The sequence below is a fragment of the Photobacterium obscurum genome, assembly GCF_026191635.1.
Taxonomy (GTDB): Bacteria; Pseudomonadota; Gammaproteobacteria; order Enterobacterales; family Vibrionaceae; genus Photobacterium; species Photobacterium obscurum.
In genome coordinates this window covers 12552-34069 of sequence record NZ_JAKRRW010000035.1, presented here as the reverse complement: position 1 = coordinate 34069, position 21518 = coordinate 12552, and the positions used below count along the sequence as shown (strand labels likewise).

Annotated in this window: 21 protein-coding genes and 1 pseudogene; 12 read left to right on the top strand and 10 right to left on the bottom strand. The window is 43.4% G+C overall.

Annotated features, from left to right (window positions below):
• Nucleotides 1-55: 55 nt before the first annotated feature.
• Nucleotides 56-487 carry a hypothetical protein gene (locus MD588_RS24870; protein ID WP_265700610.1) on the bottom strand — a complete coding sequence of 144 codons (432 nt, stop codon included), beginning with the start codon at nt 485-487 and terminating at the stop codon, nt 56-58.
• Between the two features lie 114 nt (nt 488-601).
• On the bottom strand, nt 602-1924 hold the full coding sequence (locus tag MD588_RS24865) for a hypothetical protein (RefSeq protein WP_265700609.1): 1323 nt from the start codon (nt 1922-1924) through the stop codon (nt 602-604).
• Nucleotides 1925-2063: 139 nt separating this feature from the next.
• Between MD588_RS24865 and MD588_RS24860 the strand changes: the two genes are divergently transcribed.
• Together MD588_RS24860 and MD588_RS24855 are read left to right on the top strand one after the other, a co-directional pair.
• A complete protein-coding gene (locus tag MD588_RS24860; protein ID WP_265700607.1) occupies nt 2064-2579 on the top strand; it encodes a hypothetical protein in 516 nt (171 codons plus the stop codon).
• A gap of 156 nt (nt 2580-2735) precedes the next feature.
• Nucleotides 2736-3251: pseudogene (locus MD588_RS24855) on the top strand (IS4 family transposase); the annotation flags it as partial.
• 113 nt (nt 3252-3364) lie between these two features.
• On the opposite strand, the gene MD588_RS24850 reads toward MD588_RS24855, so the two are convergent.
• The 3 genes from MD588_RS24850 to MD588_RS24840 all read right to left on the bottom strand — a co-directional run bounded on the left by MD588_RS24850 (nt 3365) and on the right by MD588_RS24840 (nt 5806).
• Entirely contained in the window at nt 3365-4474 is a 1110-nt protein-coding gene (locus MD588_RS24850; RefSeq protein ID WP_265700606.1) for a hypothetical protein, read from the bottom strand.
• Nucleotides 4475-4591: 117 nt separating this feature from the next.
• Nucleotides 4592-5272: a hypothetical protein gene (locus MD588_RS24845; RefSeq protein WP_265700605.1), complete on the bottom strand. Its 681-nt coding sequence runs from the start codon at nt 5270-5272 to the stop codon at nt 4592-4594.
• Nucleotides 5273-5467: 195 nt separating this feature from the next.
• The gene (locus tag MD588_RS24840) at nt 5468-5806 is read right to left on the bottom strand and encodes a tyrosine-type recombinase/integrase (protein ID WP_265700604.1); all 339 of its coding nucleotides are present in this window, start codon (nt 5804-5806) and stop codon (nt 5468-5470) included.
• A gap of 615 nt (nt 5807-6421) precedes the next feature.
• Here MD588_RS24840 and sbcB point away from each other — a divergent pair.
• The 7 genes from sbcB to MD588_RS24805 all read left to right on the top strand — a co-directional run bounded on the left by sbcB (nt 6422) and on the right by MD588_RS24805 (nt 13253).
• Complete coding sequence (sbcB, locus tag MD588_RS24835; RefSeq protein ID WP_265700603.1) at nt 6422-7843, top strand: exodeoxyribonuclease I; 1422 nt, start codon at nt 6422-6424, stop codon at nt 7841-7843.
• A 376-nt stretch (nt 7844-8219) separates the two neighbouring features.
• Entirely contained in the window at nt 8220-8741 is a 522-nt protein-coding gene (locus MD588_RS24830; RefSeq protein WP_265700601.1) for a winged helix-turn-helix domain-containing protein, read from the top strand.
• A 119-nt stretch (nt 8742-8860) separates the two neighbouring features.
• Entirely contained in the window at nt 8861-9202 is a 342-nt protein-coding gene (locus tag MD588_RS24825) for a CidA/LrgA family protein (RefSeq protein WP_265700599.1), read from the top strand.
• The gene (locus MD588_RS24820) at nt 9199-9879 is read left to right on the top strand and encodes a CidB/LrgB family autolysis modulator (RefSeq protein WP_265700598.1); all 681 of its coding nucleotides are present in this window, start codon (nt 9199-9201) and stop codon (nt 9877-9879) included. The genes MD588_RS24825 and MD588_RS24820 overlap by 4 nt, the downstream gene beginning before the upstream one ends.
• A gap of 196 nt (nt 9880-10075) precedes the next feature.
• Nucleotides 10076-10963 carry a cytidine deaminase gene (gene cdd, locus MD588_RS24815; RefSeq protein ID WP_265700597.1) on the top strand — a complete coding sequence of 296 codons (888 nt, stop codon included), beginning with the start codon at nt 10076-10078 and terminating at the stop codon, nt 10961-10963.
• A gap of 161 nt (nt 10964-11124) precedes the next feature.
• Nucleotides 11125-12021 carry a DMT family transporter gene (locus MD588_RS24810; RefSeq protein WP_265700596.1) on the top strand — a complete coding sequence of 299 codons (897 nt, stop codon included), beginning with the start codon at nt 11125-11127 and terminating at the stop codon, nt 12019-12021.
• Between the two features lie 263 nt (nt 12022-12284).
• Nucleotides 12285-13253, top strand: a complete 969-nt coding sequence (locus MD588_RS24805; protein ID WP_265700595.1) for a TAXI family TRAP transporter solute-binding subunit — start codon at nt 12285-12287, stop codon at nt 13251-13253.
• Nucleotides 13254-13398: 145 nt separating this feature from the next.
• Here the strand turns inward: MD588_RS24805 and MD588_RS24800 are convergent, their stop codons facing one another.
• A complete protein-coding gene (locus tag MD588_RS24800; protein ID WP_265700593.1) occupies nt 13399-13803 on the bottom strand; it encodes a hypothetical protein in 405 nt (134 codons plus the stop codon).
• 286 nt (nt 13804-14089) lie between these two features.
• On the opposite strand from MD588_RS24800, the gene purT reads away from it, so the two are divergent.
• Nucleotides 14090-15265 (top strand): formate-dependent phosphoribosylglycinamide formyltransferase, encoded by a 1176-nt coding sequence (purT, locus tag MD588_RS24795; protein WP_265700591.1) that lies wholly within the window; start codon nt 14090-14092, stop codon nt 15263-15265.
• A gap of 223 nt (nt 15266-15488) precedes the next feature.
• Here the strand turns inward: purT and MD588_RS24790 are convergent, their stop codons facing one another.
• Entirely contained in the window at nt 15489-16130 is a 642-nt protein-coding gene (locus tag MD588_RS24790) for a thiopurine S-methyltransferase (protein WP_265700589.1), read from the bottom strand.
• Between the two features lie 480 nt (nt 16131-16610).
• Nucleotides 16611-16904 (bottom strand): hypothetical protein, encoded by a 294-nt coding sequence (locus MD588_RS24785; protein WP_036826689.1) that lies wholly within the window; start codon nt 16902-16904, stop codon nt 16611-16613.
• 244 nt (nt 16905-17148) lie between these two features.
• Between MD588_RS24785 and MD588_RS24780 the strand changes: the two genes are divergently transcribed.
• Nucleotides 17149-17544, top strand: coding sequence for a nitrous oxide-stimulated promoter family protein (locus MD588_RS24780; protein ID WP_265700588.1), 396 nt, complete (start codon nt 17149-17151; stop codon nt 17542-17544).
• 42 nt (nt 17545-17586) lie between these two features.
• Here the strand turns inward: MD588_RS24780 and MD588_RS24775 are convergent, their stop codons facing one another.
• Nucleotides 17587-17964 carry a spore gernimation protein gene (locus MD588_RS24775; protein WP_265700587.1) on the bottom strand — a complete coding sequence of 126 codons (378 nt, stop codon included), beginning with the start codon at nt 17962-17964 and terminating at the stop codon, nt 17587-17589.
• Nucleotides 17965-18165: 201 nt separating this feature from the next.
• Between MD588_RS24775 and MD588_RS24770 the strand changes: the two genes are divergently transcribed.
• A complete protein-coding gene (locus MD588_RS24770; RefSeq protein WP_265700586.1) occupies nt 18166-19698 on the top strand; it encodes a multiheme c-type cytochrome in 1533 nt (510 codons plus the stop codon).
• A gap of 132 nt (nt 19699-19830) precedes the next feature.
• On the opposite strand, the gene MD588_RS24765 is transcribed toward MD588_RS24770, so the two are convergent.
• A complete protein-coding gene (locus tag MD588_RS24765) occupies nt 19831-21339 on the bottom strand; it encodes a peptide MFS transporter (protein ID WP_265700584.1) in 1509 nt (502 codons plus the stop codon).
• Nucleotides 21340-21518 lie beyond the last annotated feature (179 nt).

Below are 21518 nucleotides of genomic sequence, written 5' to 3'. Positions count from 1 at the left end.
AATAAGCGGTCATGTGTGGCCGCTTTTTGTAATCCCACTTGAACAACGTGATATGTTATGCGAATTTTCGTTTTTTCTTCTTGTTGTACTTTGGACTAAGTAACTCCACCAAGTACTCTTCCGTTTCAGTTCGTCCAAAGTCTATTTCCACGAAAGATACCATTAGCCCCGAAAAGTATTCATCAAGTAGAGCTTCGATATGATCTGGAAATTTTCTTTTTGATGTCGCTGGAACGTAATCTGGTAGTCCATGAAAGTTTTCCGCTCCGATAGAACGCCTAAGGGTATGATTGTATGTACTGCCCACATCTCTCATTCGCTTTTTAACACACCCTGATTCACCTACATAAATGAGCTCATGACCAAGAAAAACACCATAAATTCCCGCAGCATTGGGCGCGTGTTCTAAGCGAGAACTAAAAGGAACTCGTTTATTCTCATGTAGCAAAGCTGACTTATATTTTTCAAGAATGGTAGTTTTGTCCAAAGCTATATCTCCTAGTCCCAACGCCAAACATAAGGTGCGCTACGACAAACCCACCAAGTCTACTGAACTCCAAACCAAAACTGCCGAGTGTAAAGCGTCACCTTGATGTTTTTGTTAGCTCACTGTAGATTTGTTAACCCCTAAATATGAGGCTAACTCATTTTGATATCTATCAACAACTGAAAAACCAGAAATAGGTTTGAATAGGATCTTAAGCTCTTCAGTTGACTTATCATTAAGGTGCATACCTTTATAGGTTATAAGTGAACAAATTTCAGAGTATGAAGATGCTGTACCAATTAAAATGTTCAATTTAACCATACGAGCCAACTCTTCTTGATACATAAAGAAATTATGCAAGTGTGTATTATTAATGTATGGTTTTTCTGTTTTATGAATAGTTAATACTTCGTCAATCATTCTATTTAATCGACTTCTAGACTCAATAGCATCATCCATAATCTTCAACCATTGATTATCTTCATTAGTCAATAAAGATAATAAAAACAGTGTACGAGCTTTGTTATAATCAATGAATCCAGGCCACATAATATCATCTCCACATGATAAATGCGCTCGCTCGAACTGTACACATGCTGATTTAAAGTACATGATTGCATCTTCTTTATGGGATGGTGGTATTGATACTATTTTATCACGTAAAGCTTTAACACCTTCGATAGAAAGAACATCAACGCCATTTAGACCTAAAGATTTAGAAATCACATACATTGCTTTTTTATTATAATATAGACCAAGGTAATTATAATATATTGTTTTAGTTACTGGATTACGAAGAATTGGGCCTCTGACATGTAGTAAATCTGCATGAATATTAAAGTTTCTATCTGCCACGAAGCTTTGATAAGAGATTACTGCTTTAAACAATTTTATTGTTTCTGTAATCTGTATTGAGTTACCCTTACTAATTGATTGCAAAATTCCACGACGACGCTCCACCTCTGATAAAATAGAGTTCATACGCTCTCTATATTCATTCTTATCAATATCACTGGCGTTAAAAACAGCTGGAAAGAAGACTATCAGATCAACCATATACTGTAGGGTATCGGCAAATAACACTGCCGTGTCAGACTCTTTCCTTAGTTTATACTCAATGGATTTAAATAACTCTTTCTCTAGAGTTTTTTCATCTTTGCACTGAAAACGTCTAACTAACTCTGGCACTGATGTTACATAGTTTTCATTATCTAGAATATTTCCATCCATTTTACTAATATTATTAACACTATCTATTGATGTATAAGTTCTTACTGCAATAAAAAGAGCTAATACAGCTATACAGAAACCAACAATTGATATAGTGAAATTAAGTAAATCCTTTCCTTCTTTTATATAGTAAACCCAAATTGCAAATGCCGCAGATAACGCAACAAGAGTTGCAATAACAAAATATATTATTCTTGTTGCTCTCATACATACTCCTTAATATTAAATTTGTGAGCTAACGCCTAACACTCAGGAATCCCCACAAAATTCCTTTACTGTTCAATAAGTAGACACGCACCTTGCCTTCTGATCTAATGAATTCACCACAAAAACAAAAGAAAACAAGATGCGTGATATTCAAATACTACACGACTCCCTTGGAGAACAATGCCCTAGCATTCACAAAAAGCGACTCAACTCACTCATGGATTCGGTGAAAGCTCTGCTAAATAACGATACGCTGACCCTAACCTTGCTTGACAGAGCCCTTCCTTCTAAAGCAAAAGCCAAACACTGTATAAAGCGGGTTGATAGTTTATTAGGTAATTGTCATCTACACCGAGACAGGCTAGATATTTACCGCTGGCACTGTCACCAAATATGCTCGGTTAACCCTCAGCCGATCGTCCTCGTCGACTGGGCCGATATCCGGGAATATAAGCGACTCATGGTACTCAGGGCATCCATCGCTGTAGACGGTCGTTCCGTTACCCTTTTCGAGCAATCCTTTACCTTTAAACAGTACAACTCTCCCCGCAGTCACCAAACATTTCTTGATAACTTTAAAGCCATTTACCCTCGCATGTCATACCCATTATTGTCACTGATGCTGGTTTCCGGAACACCTGGTTTCGGCAGGTAGAGACTATGGGTTGGTGCTATCTAGGACGCGTTCGCGGAGATGTAAATGCCTTTTATAACAAACAGTGGCATCACATTAAGCAACTGTTTAAAAAGGCAAATAATAAACCCAAGTACATTGGATTGACCCAATTGGCAAAACGAAAACCATTACTCTGCCACCCTGCACCTCTTCAAGAAACAAACGGTTAAAAAACGAAAAGACAGACCCAGAGGCCGAGAGCACTTCACTGCACAAGCCGTTCATAGAAAATCAGCAAAAGAACCTTGGCTACTCGCCACCAACATCCCAACCGACATCTTCTCCTCCCGCTGTATCATCCGCCTCTATGAAAAGCGTATGCAAATTGAAGAGACTTTCCGGGATCTAAAAAGCCCTCAATACGGCTTTGGTCTCCGTCAAAGTCGAACAAACGATCCTAAGCGTCTGGATATCCTGTTGCTGATCGGCCTTCTCTCTTTCATGGTCTATTGGTGGTTCGGCATTGCTGCCGAACATGCCGGTTGGCACCGCCACTTCCAGGCTAATACTATAAAAAAGCGACGTGTATTATCGTTCGTCAGGCTCGGAAAAGAAGTCTTTCGACGGCTAGAATATCACATTACAGATTCAACATTACGTTGGGCACAACAAGAGTTAATTATGATGGCGAGGAGCAGTTATCATGCATAAATTTTGTGGGGATCCTCCAGCGTCTGCAATAAAGTGTGCCCCACAGAACCAACAAAGCTCACCAAGCTTCATACCAAAACCGCCGAACGTAACGCATCATCTTGATTACTTTTTTATATTATTGACCGAGTTATTGCTTCCATCATTACGTTGTATCGAGACTCGTATTCATCTCGATTTGGGAATACAGTTAATTCTTCACTATCATGCTCTAGACCACAGATTTCCATTTTTAGACCATCAAAAATAGATAAATCATAATCTTGGTAAAACCTTCTTTCATTGATAAACATACAATCATCTAAAAATACTTTTTTCTTCTCATCAGGCATATTATCAATAATTGATGGCTTGATATACCAACCATCACAAGAGGATATAACAGATTCAATAAATTTAATTACCGATAGCTCTTCATTAAACACGGAATTTATTTTATCTTGAATTAACTTCTGGGAGTCATCCGGTACTATCCCCATAATTAAACTTTTCCCTTCGAATGGAATAACTATAAAGTAGTAATTTAAAGGTTCAGCGTCAGACAAGGTTATTTTAGTATTAATTGCTACGGGAATATTGTAGCTAGTCATATAGTAAAAAACCTGATGCTTAAGGTTATCTGTACTAAATGCGTAAAATGTATCCGTTTGAAACTCAAAATAATCTTTAATTTTAAGTAAGTGAAGCATATATAATGACAGTTTTTCAATAAGCCATAGCTTATCATCGAGAGACTCTCGCATGAGAAAATCAAACTTACGCTTAACAAGATTTCTCAGATCACAAGTACTTTCAGACTCTGATGATATAATATTTAGGTCTATTAACGCCTGAGTAGCATGTTCATCATCCAATTTGATATTTTGAAACATTCCAACTTTATCTTTATGAAGTTCAAAAGAAAGAGAACGATATAGTTGTAGCTTTACATGTTCACTTGTAGAGATAATGTTCTTGTCAATCTCTTGAAATAAGTCATCGTGATCTTTGCAAAACCCATTGAAGCCACTGCAATCATTGATTCCGATACTATCAAACTTTGGAACTTTAACACTCCCTCTCCTTTTGGGGTTGAAGAATGTCAAATGGTTATCTTCCGCAATGCTAGAAATCGATATTTTCTTAGATATAGCGTGTGAATATATAGCAATCTTATCGCATTCAGGATATGAACACACTGTGAATTTATTTCTACCTAAATGCTCTTTCGCTCGATCTTTCATAATTTCCTATTTCTAATAATATAACGCCTAACATAAGGTGCGCCGCGCTTGACTCACCACGCACACTGAATTCCTTACCAAAACCGCCGAGTGTAGCGCGTCACCTTGATATTTTTGTTATGTTCGTTGCATTGAGCCCATATATTCCTTTGTTAATAAAGAACTCACAGTCCAATGAATGACTAAATTTATAAGTAATTTAAGGTCTTCAATATCCCGTGAGACCCACTTTCTTTCATAGTGCGTTTCATCGTTTCCGAGCCAAACAGCTCTAGTAGCACATTCTTTAATATTTACATCGGATACATATTTATTGATGCATTGCATAAGTGGCATATTCTTTATTTTGCTTTCATCTTCTGTATGTTCCGATAAACAAAAATCTTTAATGAGAAACTCTAATGCTTTTCTATAACCAATACCGCAAATTTCTGTTAACTCACTAGCTTCAGCACTTGCAGCTTGATTGTATATTTTTGAAAAACTCGGTGATATTTCGATAATTTTATCATCAAGCTTCGGTGGCATGAATTTTTGAGGTGATGAATGAGAAAAAGAATGGAAAGCATTAATAGAGCCTTCACTTTCAGATTTTCTTTTATAATGAGCAATAAACAAATGTCCACATTTAGCTGATGGACACTCATAAATAACATCAAGTTTATTACTCCAAGAAGATTGGTCTTTCCACATTTCCTTCAATACATCAGTCCTTAAAGGGCTAATAACTGAATTACAGACAGGGCAAATCTCCGGTTCCTTATCGATTTGTATCCCATTCCTACCTAATTGAATCATTTTACCTCCTAAGAACATAACATTCTATTCTGCGAACTCAGTTCATATACCTTGCTCATATCTGTAAATATACCAAGAAGATTAACGAGTCGAGTTCGTATATCACGCTATCGCCTACCCCTTCCCTGATATTGCTCGCTCACCTACAACACAGCGTTTTGTATGAAAACACATGATATTCACTGAGTAAATAAGTTACCCGTCATTAGTGTCTAGGTAATCTGTCAACTTATCTGTATACCGCTCATACGCCACCATCTGATCTTCTAACCAATAATGCTTGTTATACACGGCCAGCACCCCACCCAGTTCGTGTCCTAGCATCTTCTCTACCACGTGTGGCATAACGCCAAGTTCTGAGGCTCCGGTAGAAAGCGAACGCCTGAAATCATGGGTTCGCCAGTGTTCTAACGGCAAATTGTCGCGAATCCTTCTTATATAGCGGTTGGCCGCTGCAATACTGATTGGCTTATTGAGGTCTTGCCCAGGAAATAAGACAGATTCATTGATAAGAGCGATAGGTCTCCATCTCACTCTCCAAACGAGTCAGGCTTTAGTAGAGATTGGTCGGCGGCTTTGTCAAAATGCCTTGTTGGTTTTGCTGAGCTCTTTGGGTACGGTCCAAATACCAGCTTTCAAATCGAAGTGGGAACGGCGGGCAAGGCGAAGCTCTGATAGCCGGTTGCCCCCTGCTACATAATGAATACGGCATGGTGAATTGATGAAGGGTTTTGTTGTAAGTGCTGGCTCGGCTACGCTCAATGGCTAACCAGATTTGGGCTAATTCAGACCAGGTCGGAACGCGGCTGCCGTTTTCTGGTAAAAGATCAGTATAGGTTCTTAATCTCCTTTCTTTAAGATAAAGACACAGTCCTTCACCTAATAATTAATACTGTCATCTAAAGTGACGAAATCTTGCTCAACTGTGTGCAAAAAATAGTGATTCCAGCCAGATTATCTCAATTCCATCATGATTTTAGGTTTCCGCCTTGCCTCTTTCAGGCGAGTTGCGGGATACTTACTGATCTTAGTTCAGAGGCTTCTTCTTATCTTATCGGTTGTGGCCATATAGAGATGAACAGCACAGCATTTGTAAGCCATTGAATAGGTATACACTGAATATAAATTCGATGGTTTCAGGAAACTACAATGAATAATACAAATGAACCAACCCTGTTTTGGTTGGACTATGAAACCTTTGGTGCAACGCCTTCAACTGATCGTCCGTGTCAGTTTGCCGGGGTGCGTACCGATATGGATTTGAACGTTATCGGTGAGCCGCTGGTTATCTACTGCAAGCCGCCGCTTGACTACCTGCCTTCACCTGAAGCCTGCCTGATCACCGGTATTACCCCGCAGGAAGCCCATGAAAAGGGCTTGCCTGAACCGGAGTTTATTGCCCGTATCCATGCTGAGCTTTCCAAGCCTAATACCTGTGTGATCGGCTACAACAATGTACGCTTCGATGACGAGGTAACACGTTATACCCTGTATAGAAACTTCTTCGACCCGTATGCCTGGGCTTGGCAGAACGGTAACTCGCGCTGGGATCTGCTCGATATTATGCGTACCTGCTACGCATTGCGTCCTGAAGGGATCAACTGGCCTAATAATGAAGACGGCCTGCCGAGCTTCAAGCTTGAAAAGCTTTCCGTAGAAAACGGCATTGAGCACGCCAATGCCCACGATGCGATGGCTGATGTCTACGCGACTATCGAACTGGCGAAACTGCTTAAGCAGAATCAACCGAAGCTGTTTAACTACCTATTTAACTTGCGTCATAAGCGCAAGCTGCAGGAGCTGATTGATATTGTCGAGCTGACTCCGCTTGTACATGTATCAGGGATGTTTGGCGTCGAATGCGGCAACACCAGCTGGATTGTGCCTATGGCGTGGCATCCGGATAACAAGAACGCGGTGATCACAGTTAACCTGGCGATGGATCCTACCCCGCTGATCGAACTTGATGCCGATACCCTACGCGAAAGGCTATACACCAAACGTGCCGATCTGGGGCCAGATGAGCTTCCGGTGCCGCTGAAGCTCGTACACCTGAACAAGTGTCCTGTACTGGCACCAGCCAAAACACTGAAAGCAGAGGATGCCGAACGCATTGGTATCGACCGCGAACAATGCCTGAAGCACCTACAGATGCTAAAAGCACACCCAGAAGTACGAGAAAAGCTGCTGGCGATTTATGGTGTCGAGCGTGAATACGCTGCCAACGACAATGTCGATGCCATGTTGTACGACGGCTTCTTCTCGAATGCCGATCGCTCAACTATCGATATTATCCGTGAAACAGCTCCGGATGAACTGGCAAACCTTGAACTCAATGTGGATGACAAGCGTATCAAGCCACTGCTGTTCCGTTATCGTGCCCGTAACTTCCCGATGACGCTCGACTACAAAGAGCAGCAACAGTGGAAACACCACTGCCAGGACTACTTCGAATCAAACCTGCCTGCATACATGGAAAACCTCGAGTCTACAGCCATGCTTTATCAATCTGATGAGAAAAAAATGGCGATCCTCAAATCTGTGTATGAATATGTAGAAAGCCTTGTCTAGCTTAATTGCCTTAGCAAGCATTGCTAGGCACTGATTTATTGCTTTCTAACTAGCAGTAAAACATAACGATTCATTCAAAGCCCTTCCGCTTATATCGCGGCAGGGCTTTCTTTTGAGACATTATCCTCTTCCCTGCGTTTGAAGTTAACGCAATTGCCAACAACACTTATAAGGATGGTATCTGAACGTTATACCAATCTGGAAAAGTAGGTCAGCTACTTATCCAGATTGATATAAGTCAGATTTTACTCATTCAGCCCAGCAGTCTGAGTCCCAATATTATTGATTCTCTGATGCTCACATTCAGCTGATTTAGCGGCTGACATGTTGAAGATGGGAGTTGATTGGTTTGTCTTTTGGAATTTAAGTGGTTGATATGACAGCGAAAATATTAACACGTTGCTATCGTTTTGAGCTTGTGGATTTTGAGCCTGATCTACGGTTGTTGGTTTGGCATGACAACACCGAAACCAGTTTGACGGTTCACGAGTCTCGCCTGCTAGAAACCCTGTGCTACTTCGCCGGCGAAGTGATTAGTGTCCAGTCTCTGTTCGACAAAACATTCGTTCAGTTAGACCCTTATGAAGACACCAACAATAACCACTTTGATCTCAACACGCTATTACACTCATTAACCAAGAAGCTTGATTGTAATGGGGTCATGTCGATCCCTATTGAAGTCATTCCTCACTTTGGTTTTCGAGTGCCACTGCCAGAAAAGGCATGCCGCCTCGTTCATCATACTGACAAGCAACCGCGATTATCGGCAGAGACCGAACCTGAAACCCACGTTGAATCAGCCACTGAGCATATTGTCCGCTATAGCCTGATGCACAAGATATCTGTTGTGCTCCTCGCAGCCGCTGGCGTCGCTATTTTTATATTTTCATTTCTCTAGCCCCTTTATCATTTCGCGCCGCGCTTCTATAAACCCAAAATATCTGCTGATTTTTTTGTGGCTTAGATCACATTTGTTTTGTATGATAAATGAGTTTCCTGACCAAGAATAAAGGGCTCATGGCATATCTACGTTCCTTTTCAATCATTCTTATCTGCCTGTTAGCAGGTAAAGGTATCCAGCACCTTACCCAGCTGGCAATACCTGGCAGTATCATCGGCATGCTACTTCTTTTTGCCGTGCTCTCTATGGGGCTAATTCCTTCACATTGGGCAAAACAAGGCTGTCACTTGTTAATTCGTCATATGGCATTACTGTTCGTCCCTGTCGGTGTTGGCCTCATCAATTATCTTGATTTACTTTCCGCAAACACCCTACCTATTCTCCTAAGCACCATCGGCAGCAGCCTGATTGTTTTTCTGGTTATCGGCGTGGCGACTCACTATAAGGAAAAACAATGATCTGGCTAGCAACAACATTAATTGTTTTTTATCTGTCTCGGTATATCTCTAAGCACATTCAACACCCTATCGTTAATCCACTTTTGATCTGCTTGCTGGTTATCATTCCCTTGCTGATGTGGCTGAACGTGCCTTATGAGACCTATTTCGAGCAGAACAAATGGCTTAACGCGCTACTTGAACCCGCTGTCGTTGCACTGGCATTCCCGCTATACGAACAACTGACCCAAATCCGCCAAAAATGGAAAATCATCTTCACCGCGTGTCTGGCTGGTAGTGTCTTATCAATGGTTAGCGGCGCTGGCATTGCCCTTGCGCTTGGCGCTGATCCACAGTTGACCGCCAGCATCTTACCAAAATCAGTGACGACACCCATTGCGATGGCGGTATCAGAACAAATAGGCGGCGTTCCGGCTATCGCGGCAATTATGGTAATCATTGCCGGGCTGTTTGGTGCCGTGTTGGGGTATCCGCTGTTTCGTCTGTTTGGGATTAAAGCATCCATTGCCAAAGGCCTGACCATGGGAACCGTGTCACATGCCTTGGGTACAGCGAAAGCCGCAGAGGAAAACTATCAGGAAGGAGCTTTCAGCTCTTTGGCGCTGGTAATTTGCGGGGTAATGACCTCAATTCTGGCTCCTTTACTGTTTCCGGTCATCTTAAAACTGTTCACTTAATAGCAATGGCGTGCAGGTAATCGCATACAATTTTAACTTATTGATAATTAAAGAACTGAATTTTTAAATCTGTGTGACACCACTCTCATTTATGTAATGACTGCAACGGTGATTATCTTTATGTGATCATGATCACACATGAAATTTAATCCTGCGCCTACAATGTTTCTCCATACACAATACGGAGTGACAACTCATGCATACTAAAGTAATGGATGCTTTAGGCGCTTTACCCTCTGATCTGGCATCTGCACTTAAGCCTGTTTTAGAAGATGCAAATTTTGATGCAACTTTGAGCCCTGAAGTATTCGCCCAGCTGCTTGCCCAAACGCATATGACAGACAGTGAGTTACGTGTTGCTCTTCTACCGGTTGCCGCCGCTTACTCTGTTGCCCCGATTTCAAACTTCTTCGTTGGTGCTATCGTCCGTGGTGAATCTGGTCGCCTTTACTTTGGTGCGAACATGGAGTTCATTGGCGCATCTCTCGGCCAAACTATCCATGCCGAGCAATCTGCAATCAGCCACGCTTGGGTTAAAGGCGAAACAGGCATTTCCGATATCACCATCAACTACAGCCCATGTGGCCACTGCCGTCAGTTCATGAACGAACTGACTACTGCCAATAAGTTGGTTGTTCAACTGCCTGAACGTGCAGCTAAAACACTTCAAGAATACCTACCAGAATCATTTGGTCCTGCCGATCTGAACATTACTGATGCGCTGATGGCCAAGATTGACCATGGTATGAAAACTGAAGCAACCGAAGAACTTGTTAAGCTTGCTTGCCAGGCGGCAAACAATGCTCATGCCCCTTACACTAAGAACTTCAGTGGTATCGCACTAAAAGCGAAAGACGGTAATACTTTTGTTGGCATGTATGCTGAAAATGCTGCATTCAACCCTAGCCTACCACCGCTTCAGGTTGCATTGGTTAACATGAACATGGCTGGCTACCCGTTAGAAGAGATTGAAGAAGCTGCACTGGTTGAAAAATCTGACAGCACTATCAGCCACCTGGCTGATACTCAAAATACTCTTGAAGCATTGAATCCAGATGTACCGCTAACGTACGTTGCTGCATAGCCTTCGGTTAAATAACCAAGTAGCTGCATAGAAATGTCTGGACAACACTTCTAGAGAAAAAACCGCCTGATGGCGGTTTTTCTTTTAATATCAGTTTCATCCTCATCTCGGCCGGAGTATGATGCCGAAAGATTTTCTAACAATAATTATCCCATTAATCCATGTCACATCATCATAACCCGCTTCAGGGCGCCAGCTGGATGTTAACTGCAGGGCTTGCTTTTGCCATTGTTAACAGCCTGGCTCAATACTTAAGCGTCATGCTTCACCTGCCCTCAACAACTGTGGCCTTTATTCAGTATTTCATCGCGCTGATTGCCATTTTCCCCTGGCTAAAGAGCCTTGGGCTGCGACGCGCTTTACAGACAAAGCACTTAGGCATGCATTGCTTGCGTGTATTTCTGTCTGTGATTGGTATTCAACTGTGGCTGTGGGCGCTGGCCTACCCGGTTCCTATCTGGCAGGGTATTGCGCTGCTGATGACATCACCGCTATTTGCAACTATCGGCTCAGGGCTGTTTCTGAAAGAGAAAGTTGGAACGGCACGCTGGATTGCTACGCTGGCAGGTTTTACCGGTGCCATGATCATTCTAGAGCCGTGGGCCGACGGATTTAGTTGGGCATCCTTGCTTCCTGTCGGAGCAGCGTTTTTCTGGGCCAGTTATTCACTGATGGTTAAAAAAATGTCGGTACATGACTCGCCGACAACCATGGTGGTTTACCTGCTGATCCTAATCACCCCATTCAATCTATTTTTGGCGGCGCCCGAATTCACCATGCCGACACAAGGGCTTACCTGGCTGCTGTTAGCCGGTGCAGGCTTGCTGACGGCACTCGCACAATGGGCAATTGCCAAAGCCTACGCAGTTGCTGATGCCTCTTTTGTACAACCATTTGACCATGCAAAACTGCCACTGAATGTTCTGGCCGGTTGGCTGGTTTTCGGCTGGGTACCGCCAGGGCGTTTATGGCTCGGTGCTGCCATTATTGTCGCTTCCGTAGCATTTATCACCCAGTGGGAAAACAAAAAAGCCATGGTACAGAGCAAGGCTGCATAGCAAGCGAAGCAAAGTAACTCGAATCCCCACAGGTGTGGGGATTTTCTTTTATGACAACGAGTCAATACGATCAAAGCTACGTCATCACTAACTATCCTTCTCACCTATCAGTGTCCTCTCCTATCGCTCATTACCGTTTTACTCCTCTCTCACCTTTTTTTGACTGGCCGCTAATTATTACGAACTAGATTAGTGAGTTATCGCTTTCCATCTATACTTTTGAAGCGTACAGCGAACTCTATTCAATCAGAGGAAGATGACACATGAAGCAATTTGGCTTATTTCCATTGTTACTCGGTATCGTTTCACTACTCTTTTCAATCAACACCCACGCGAGTTCATTCATTACCATTGGCACCGGCGGTGTTACTGGGGTGTATTATCCAACAGGCGGAGCAATCTGCCGGCTAGTGAATAAAGACCGCAAAGAGCACGGCATTCGTTGTTCCGTTGAAAGTACCGGCGGATCAATCTATAACATCAATACGATTCGCGCTGGCGAACTCGACATGGGAATTGCGCAATCAGACTGGCAATACCATGCCTACAATGGCACCAGCAAATTTAAAGAGAGCGGCCCTTTTAAATCACTCCGCGCTGTCTTTTCTATCCACCCTGAACCTTTCACTGTGATCGCCAGGGCGGATTCGGGTATTAAGACATTTACCGACCTCAAAGGAAAGCGCGTCAATATTGGTAACCCAGGATCAGGTCAGCGTGGCACGATGGAGGTCTTAATGAAGGCACTGGGCTGGACCAAGAAAGACTTTGCACTGGTCTCTGAGTTAAAAGCCTCTGAGCAGTCTAAAGCTCTGTGTGATAACAAAATCGATGCGATGGTTTATACCGTTGGCCACCCAAGTGGAGCCATCAAGGAGGCAACAACCTCATGCGATAGCGTTATGGTCGAAGTAGCGGGCCCTGTCGTGGAAAAACTCGTTGCTGAAAATGATTTCTACCGTATTGCTACCGTTCCGGGCGGCATGTACAAAGGTACCGCAAATGATGTTAAAACCTTTGGTGTCGGCGCTACATTTGTCTCATCAGCTCAAATTGATAAAGAATTGATTTATCAGGTAGTAAAATCCGTCTTCAACAATTTTGACACGTTCCGCAAGTTACACCCTGCCTTCGCCAACCTGAAGAAAGAAGAAATGGTGAAGGACGGCCTGTCCGCACCATTGCACGATGGAGCGAAGCAGTATTATCAGGAAGTCGGATTGATCAAATAATACCAATCTGGATAAGTAGGTCAGATGGTAGTAATAACGCATTAAAAAGGCTGGTTTAGTCCAGCCTTTTCTTTACCTGCCTGAGCGGTTATACCAAATCCATTAATTATCTGATCAATTGGTTAGATAATTAATCGCACTGGTATTAGAAACGCACGCGGAATCCTAGCGCGCCTTCTAGTTCTAAATCAACATCTTCAACCACATACAGCGTCGGGCCTACTTCAGCGTAAAGCTCAAAACTATTTACGGGTACTTGAAAACCAACACCTGAACGTACACCTAACTTGTCATGCTTGTTATCAACATATTGCGCGCCGACGAAGGTATACATACTATTTAGATCTGGATTATTCGCCAAAGAACCTAGATTAAAGGTCTTATCCACGGCAACGCCAAAGTCATCGATACCCAGCGAGAAACGCAGATCATTGTGCTTATATTGAATACCACTCATCGGGCTGCCGAAAAAGATACCGGCACTCTGAGAGGCTTGTGCTGAAAATGGAAGAGAAAGGGCAAGAGCCAAACCTAATAATGCTTTTTTCATCTTAGTAATACTACCGATAGCTGGAAATGAATGTAATTTAGCCGCAAAGTTCCACAAACACGATAGCTAACCTTCAATCATGACATAACATTTACATTCCCCCGCCTCCAGTATTCATAAACAGTAGCATAGAACAAATTTCTACAATTTAAGGCAAATAACTTCAAACTGAGCAATGCTTAACCAAACAAGTTTGATAATTTCGACAAATTAAGCAAACGTTTGCGTCGATAGGGGAATCCTGTATGATCGGCGCCAGTATCAACACTTATCATAAGGAAATTCGATGTTAGGTTCAGCTACTCGCTCAGATGCAACTCGTGTTCTACTTCTCGGTGCAGGTGAACTGGGGAAAGAAGTCGCAATTGAATGTCAGCGCTTAGGTCTGGAAGTTATTGCTGTTGATCGCTATGCCAACGCGCCTGCTATGCAAGTTGCCCATCGCAGCCATGTTATCGACATGCTTGACGGTGACGCACTTAAGCAAGTGATTGAAATGGAACAACCTCATTTCGTTGTGCCAGAAATTGAAGCGATTGCTACCGACACCTTGGTAGAGCTTGAGGCCAATGGGGTAAATATCGTGCCGACCGCCAATGCTACCAAGCTAACGATGAACCGTGAGGGCATTCGTCGCCTTGCAGCAGAAACACTGAGTATCCCAACCTCCCCTTACGAATTTTCTGATCAGTATGAGGACTTTGCCGCCTCGGTAGAGCGCATTGGCACACCTTGCGTCGTTAAGCCAATCATGAGCTCTTCAGGCAAAGGCCAGAGTGTTATCAAGACACCGGCAGATATCGAATCTGCATGGCAATATGCCCAGGAAGGCGGTCGTGCCGGAGCGGGAAGAGTGATTGTTGAAGGCTTTGTGGAATTCGATTACGAAATTACGCTTCTAACTGTGAGAGCCTCTGACGGTATCCATTTCTGCTCGCCTATCGGCCACCGCCAGGAAGATGGTGATTACCGTGAATCATGGCAGCCGCAGCAGATGTCCGACAAGGCGCTGAAAGCCGCACAGCAAGTAGCTGAAAAGGTAGTAAATGCATTAGGCGGCTATGGCCTGTTTGGCGTAGAGCTTTTCGTTAAAGGCGATGAAATACTGTTTAGCGAAGTCTCCCCTCGCCCGCATGATACTGGCATGGTAACGCTAATCTCTCAGGAGCTCTCTGAGTTTGCGCTGCATGTACGTGCGTTCTTGGGCCTGCCGATCCACTCAATTAACCAATTTGGCCCATCAGCGTCTGCCGTCGTATTAGCCGAAGGGGTATCAGAGAATATTCGATTTGATAACCTGACTGCAGCATTGGCTCGTCCACATACCCAAGTGCGTCTATTTGCCAAACCAGAAATTAATGGCCGCCGTCGTCTGGGAGTTGCCTTGACCCGCCGAGAATCTATCGAGCAGGCAGTGAACGATGCCGTAGCAACCGCCGCTGATGTCGAAGTAAAGTTCTAGGTAAGCATCAAAAAGGAGCCAATTGGCTCCTTTTGTTTACTGGCGTACTGCATACTACAGTTATACCAATCGGGATAAGTAAGTGTTCAGATAATTGCGCAGGGAAAATCACCTAAGACAAGGAAGGGTTTGCAGTAACTAGTGGTTCTAATTACAAAAAGCCTAACGTAGTAATAGGTGATTTTAACCAGCAAGAATGATCAAATACTTATGCTGATTGGTATTACACTTCAATCAACCACGCTTCTTCTGCAAAGCGTGAAAGCCCACGTTGGCGGCGCGGGTGAGACTCATCAGCCTCATCACGGCCCAATGCCGTGATTTTACAGCCCTTAAATAACTGCTCTACTTCATCTTTAGTAACACTGAAAGGAGGACCATCCATTTCAGCTTGCGGGTAATCCAGTGTAACCAGCAAAATACGGCCACCAGCCTTTACCATTGAGAGCAAATGATCAGCATACATCTGACGCATTTCCTGCGGCATCGCGATGAGTGCAGCACGGTCATACACCACCTCAACAGGCTCGATGCGGGTTGCAAAAAAGTCACCGCAGTAAATGGTGATCTCGTCAAAATCATACACCGTCTGGCCATTGCCTAACGAAGTCACCATCGGAATGTAAAACTGCTCAGAGAAAAATGCTCTAACCGCGATATCACTCAGCTCAATACCGACAACTTTGTTATGCTTCTCGGCCAACCAGGTAAGATCTACGGACTTACCACACATAGGTACCAAGACCGTATCTGTTCGCGTCGCCTTTACTGCCGGCCAATACTTGGTCAGCACAGGATTGATATCATTTAGGTGAAACCCAATCCGATTCTCTGCCCAGCGGCTATGCCAAAATTCTGCATCCATTATGTTTGAATCTCTTTAACTGACTTTACGGTTTATACCCAAACAGGCGTCTTGACGTTGTTCGGGGACTTATCTTTAGAATAATGAATTATCTGACCACAGTTCTTTCTTCGGATCCAGTAAGACTGGTCTCTCGCCGAACTCTACTTTTCGATACCGGTTGCAATAGCATCTTAAGTACAAGGTTCAGAGCTATCTTCAGAGCGCCTCAGGCGCCCGTGACAGAGCTTTTTGAGTTTAGGTTAATCCGTCGTATGAAATACACCCAAATCGTATCAGAATCAACCGCAGAGCTAACGGGAATCATGAACGATATCTCGCTCGGTTAATATATAGAGTTATGGCCTTTCAGATGCAAAAAAGGATGCCTAAGCATCCTTTTCTACTAATCCCGCTTCATCGGAACAAAGCTTGACTAAAAATATGATCTTCAATTTTTCTTTTATGAGAGTCATTGAACATACGATATAAACTAAACAGTTATGAAATTCTGAACAGTTTAATCGAATCACGGCGAACCGTTACACCGCGGAAAGTTACAGGCTCAAGCAACGTCATTAGCTGCTTAGATACGAAGAACTTGCCTCCGTAGCTGCGATCACCACCACGATTTACCCAATCTGCAAATTCATCTGCCAAGTTGAACATAGAGTTTCCGACAAGCAGAACCAGGACTTTAGCGACTTCACTGTCATTCTGTTTATTAAACTCCGCGTCACGAACTTTCTTACGGTATTCGTCGACAATTCTTTCTAGGCACTCAAATCTGCTCATATACACCACCACAAAAAAAGAGGAGCGGATACTACTGCTCAAACCCAATGAAATCAACCCATGCAGGGTCAATTAGTGCGATAAAAGGCATTATTTTTTCATGCTGATAACAAGTTCCCGCATTTTTATCATATAAATCACGATTTAGATCATGTTTTATACTGGTTTATATAGATATATTTTAGATATACCTATTTTGATTTTTAGCACGATTTATGCGGATGAATGCGATAGAGAAACCGTTATGACCCAGTCTAGTCAGGAAATAATTCTATTTGGCGGCCTTCAGACCGAATTTAAGACTATCGAAGCCATGGTTAAGATTTATTGCAAAGACCACCACGGTACAACCTCGCTTTGCGAGCAATGCGAAGATTTCCTTCAGTATGCTTTTACTCGACTTGACCGGTGTCCATATGGCGAGCAAAAGCCTACCTGTAAGCGCTGCCCTATTCATTGCTACAAGGCTGACTACAAATTAATGTCCCGCCAAATCATGCGTTATGCAGGGCCTCGAATGTTACTAAAGCATCCTTTTCTGGCGATTCGCCACCTAATGGCTGAAAAACGTCCAATTCCAGAAAAACCTGCTGCTGGTGCTTCCAATCGCCATCGACGCAAACTATTGGAAAAGAAATGATTTAGCAAGAGGCTCACTTTTAGCAAATATTGATGCGGATAATCAATTTCGGTAGTAATCCACTACCTGAATTTTCAATGGCTCACTATCGCTCGACACATCCAGTGAAAACGTATTTTCATCGGCCATATTCACTGACGAGCCCAATTTCCCCGTAATGCTGACCCCTTCAATTTTATTAAAGCTGCGAGTATCGTTGTAATGCATATTCACCGTAACACTCGTGGCTTGATTTGACGCCAAGTTAAACTGACAGATACCAGTCTGGCAATAAACATCAACCTGGCTTTGTTCTGTCACCATCACCTTGTCGACATTTTTAATCGGTGTCACCGTCAGCTCTAGTGGCTCTCCGCAGCCAGATAACACAATCAAAGCAAAGAATGCCATACTTCCAACCAAAATCCGCTTCATTCTCATTTCTAGCACCTCATTTAAGCAGTTTATTGATATCAAAGGATAACAGCCATCTATTCTATCGTATTAGAAACACAATCCCCCTACCTCCTGCACGCCTAATTTTCACATTCGGGACATCGCATTCCCCCCCCCTTCCTACACTCAGGTTGTGACTGACTTACTAGACATTAACCTATCCTCGCAAGACCAATAGGTATGACTATGCACATTAACAATAACACCCCGGCTTGGCTTGCTAGCATTAACTGTTGCTTTCAACGATATAACAGCACATCGCTGTTTCATCTCACCATCAGATCTATCGTTCTCGGTCTGATACTGCTACCAGTAGGCTTAGCCAATGCGGAAACCAAACTGCATAAATGGGTCAAACCTTATAAACCCGTATCACAGGAAGAAATTAAACAACAAATGCCTTTCTACCCTTCCCGCACGACAACCAACGGGCAAACGCTAACACCTGAAATGTTCGAGCCCGCTGAGGTTTGTAAGGGATGTCATAGTGAAATCTACCAGCAATGGGAAAAGTCTGTAATGGCTCATTCATGGGAAGACCCTATCTATCGCGCCCTATTCAAGCGAGCTAGTGCTGCCACAGATGCCAAGGTCGATAATTTCTGTATTGCCTGTCATAGCCCTATCGGCATGACAAGCATGAATGCTACCGCAGCAACACTCGATGAAAACGATGATGATCTACCGGGTGTTAACTGCGAGGTTTGCCACAATATTAGAGGGATCACCGGTAACGATAATGGCGCCTATATCCTCTCCCCGAACAGAGAAAAGCATATCAAAGTAGGACCACGTAACGATGCCAATTCCCCCTATCACAAAACAGAATTTTCTGATCTGCAAACAAAATCTGAATTCTGCTCGGTGTGTCATAATGTCTCTCACCCGTTCAACAGTACCCCTATCGAGCGTACCTATGACGAGTGGCAGGAAAGTGCCTATAACGAACAAGGCGTTCAATGTCAGGATTGCCACATGACTCCAGGGCCAGGCCAGAACGCCAACCCGGGTAAATCCGCCATCATGGGAAAAGAGCGCGAGCACATTTTTTCCCATGAATTTACAGGCGGAAACTCAACACTACATCAGTATTTTAACGATCACGACAGTGCCGAGCTAGCCCGTGAAATGCTCCGCTCTGCGGCTACCATTGAGTTTGTCGAACTCTCAGAGACGCTATCGCCAGGCCAACTCGCAACTGTCAAGGTGAAAGTTGCCAATGTCGGTGCCGGCCACAAGCTACCAACGGGTTTTCCCGAAGGCCGTGAAGTCTGGGTTGATTTCAGTGTCAATACACCAACTAACCGACAGATATACCGCTCTGGTGCCGTTGTTGACGGGCACACTGAATCTGGTACGCGAAACTTTAAAGTCACTCTGGGTGACGCAAACGGCAATGTCGTTGATCTCAACGTCTGGGAGGTTGACCGCGTGCTCAGTGATACGCGGATCTTACCTAACGGCTATTCGATCGTTGAATACACTTTTTTGGTTCCTGATGATATCGACGGCGAGATAACCTTGAATGCAACGTTGAACTATTGGCCTTTCTCCCAACAGCTTGTTGACGAGCTACTTGGCAAAGACAAGTTAACTGTAGATATTGTCGAAATGACGTCAGTAAGTGCAAAAGTATCAGTCGCAAAAGAAGAGTCGAAAAAAATAGCGACTATAAAAAAATTGGTTGTGTTGAAGCTTTTGCTTGAAATGTATAAATAGCTGCTCTAACGACTTTAGTGTGATAGTTCTACTTCAATACTAATCAGAGTTGAGAGAAGTCAGTACAATGAAGCTTTCAGATACAAAAACGCCAGCCTGTTGGCTGGCGTTGAAGTTGTCAACATTCGCGTATTAATGATCTGCAGCCATGCTCTGGTCTGAAGACTGCTTCTCCAACTCTTCCCCTTTGCGGATCAGTTTGGCAATAACTTTTGAAAGCAACAACGTAACAAAAGCCATCACTACCGCCAGCATTGCAAGGTTATAGAAATAGCTGGCATACACACCTTCAATAATTTCCGGCGTTAGTACCTGATCTTTCGGCAAAGCAATCTTTGTCGAAATAACTGCTGCCAAAATACCACTGAGTGAAAGTGCAACGGAACGCAAACCAATCGCAAACGCCGATAGATAACGTGGCACCATCTCAAAAATAAAGCCTGCACCTAGGGCTCCGACGATCAGTTCAGCCAATGACTGGAAGAAGTGAACCCACAAGATCCAATCCGCAGCAATTTTGCCATCTTCACCAACAAAACTGGTTGATAACCCCAATAAGCCAAATGCAATGGCACTAAATACGAATGCCGCAGCAAACTTCGTCGGAATTGACGGTGAAAAACCTTTTTTCTCTAACCATCCGTAGATATAGATCACCGGCGCACCAAGCACAAAACACCACAACGGGTTAAATGCGGCATTAGACTCGGGACGAATCGGAATGAAGCCCATGATCTGATCACCCATCAAGTTAATGGCGTAGATGTTCATTGAAGTAAGCATCTGGCCATAGTAGAAATAAAAGGTGATCAAGATAAAGATGGTGATCAGCACACCACACATTTTATATTTATACGCGGTGGTTGCACGGGTAATTTCAAAAATGAAATACAGAATCGCACAGGCACCCAATGCGTATAGCAAATATTTACCAGCATCCAGATTAGAGAAAACCCAGAATACCAACCCCAGCATTACTGCTGAGCCGGCAACAAAGCACGCCCATGTTTTCACACTGACCGGGCGACGGTCGATGTCATTACCAACTGCGACAAAGTGTTTGCGGAAAACAACAAAGAGCACAAGGGTAATGGACATTAAACCCGATGCGATATAGAAGTTTCCTTGGTAAGCAAGAAAAGCGACCATAAATGGGAAAAGATATTTCGAAGAAAACGAACCAAGGTTATTAATTGAGTAGTTAACCGTCAAACCCTGCTGGAATGCATCTCTGTTAGTTTCTGAATAAGAGTTCCCCAACAGTACTGTCGGGCTAGTGGCCGACAATCCTCGGGCATAGCCAATCAAGGCTATCGAGAAAATACTTAGCGGAATGTTCAGATCACTAGCACCAAGACCTAAGAGGAAAAAACCTATAGTATATATCGTATAACCAATATATACCGCCCTGAACGAGCCAATATATCGGTCCGCAACAAATCCACCAACAGCAGAAAAAACAGGTCCAACCGCACCAAAGGCCCCCATCATCATAATGGTGTCGGCTTCACTATAATTGAGCTCCTGTAAGAAAAACTTCGTTAAAAGAACATAAGTACCATAAAAAGCGGCTCCCCAAAGGAACTGCCTTAGGATTAAAACTCTAGCTATAAACGGAAATCTAGCGTTTGCATCTTGCATATTATACTCCTTCAATATTATGCACTGCGCAAACTAGCATATGAAAAAACATCATTTCATGATCAAAGCTAAGTTATTTGATAAATTGCATATCAGGGATGCACTTTTTTACTGTTATGAGATCTTGATGTAAAACTTGTGTCACAAGACCGATAGGATACGATATCCACAATGAAGTA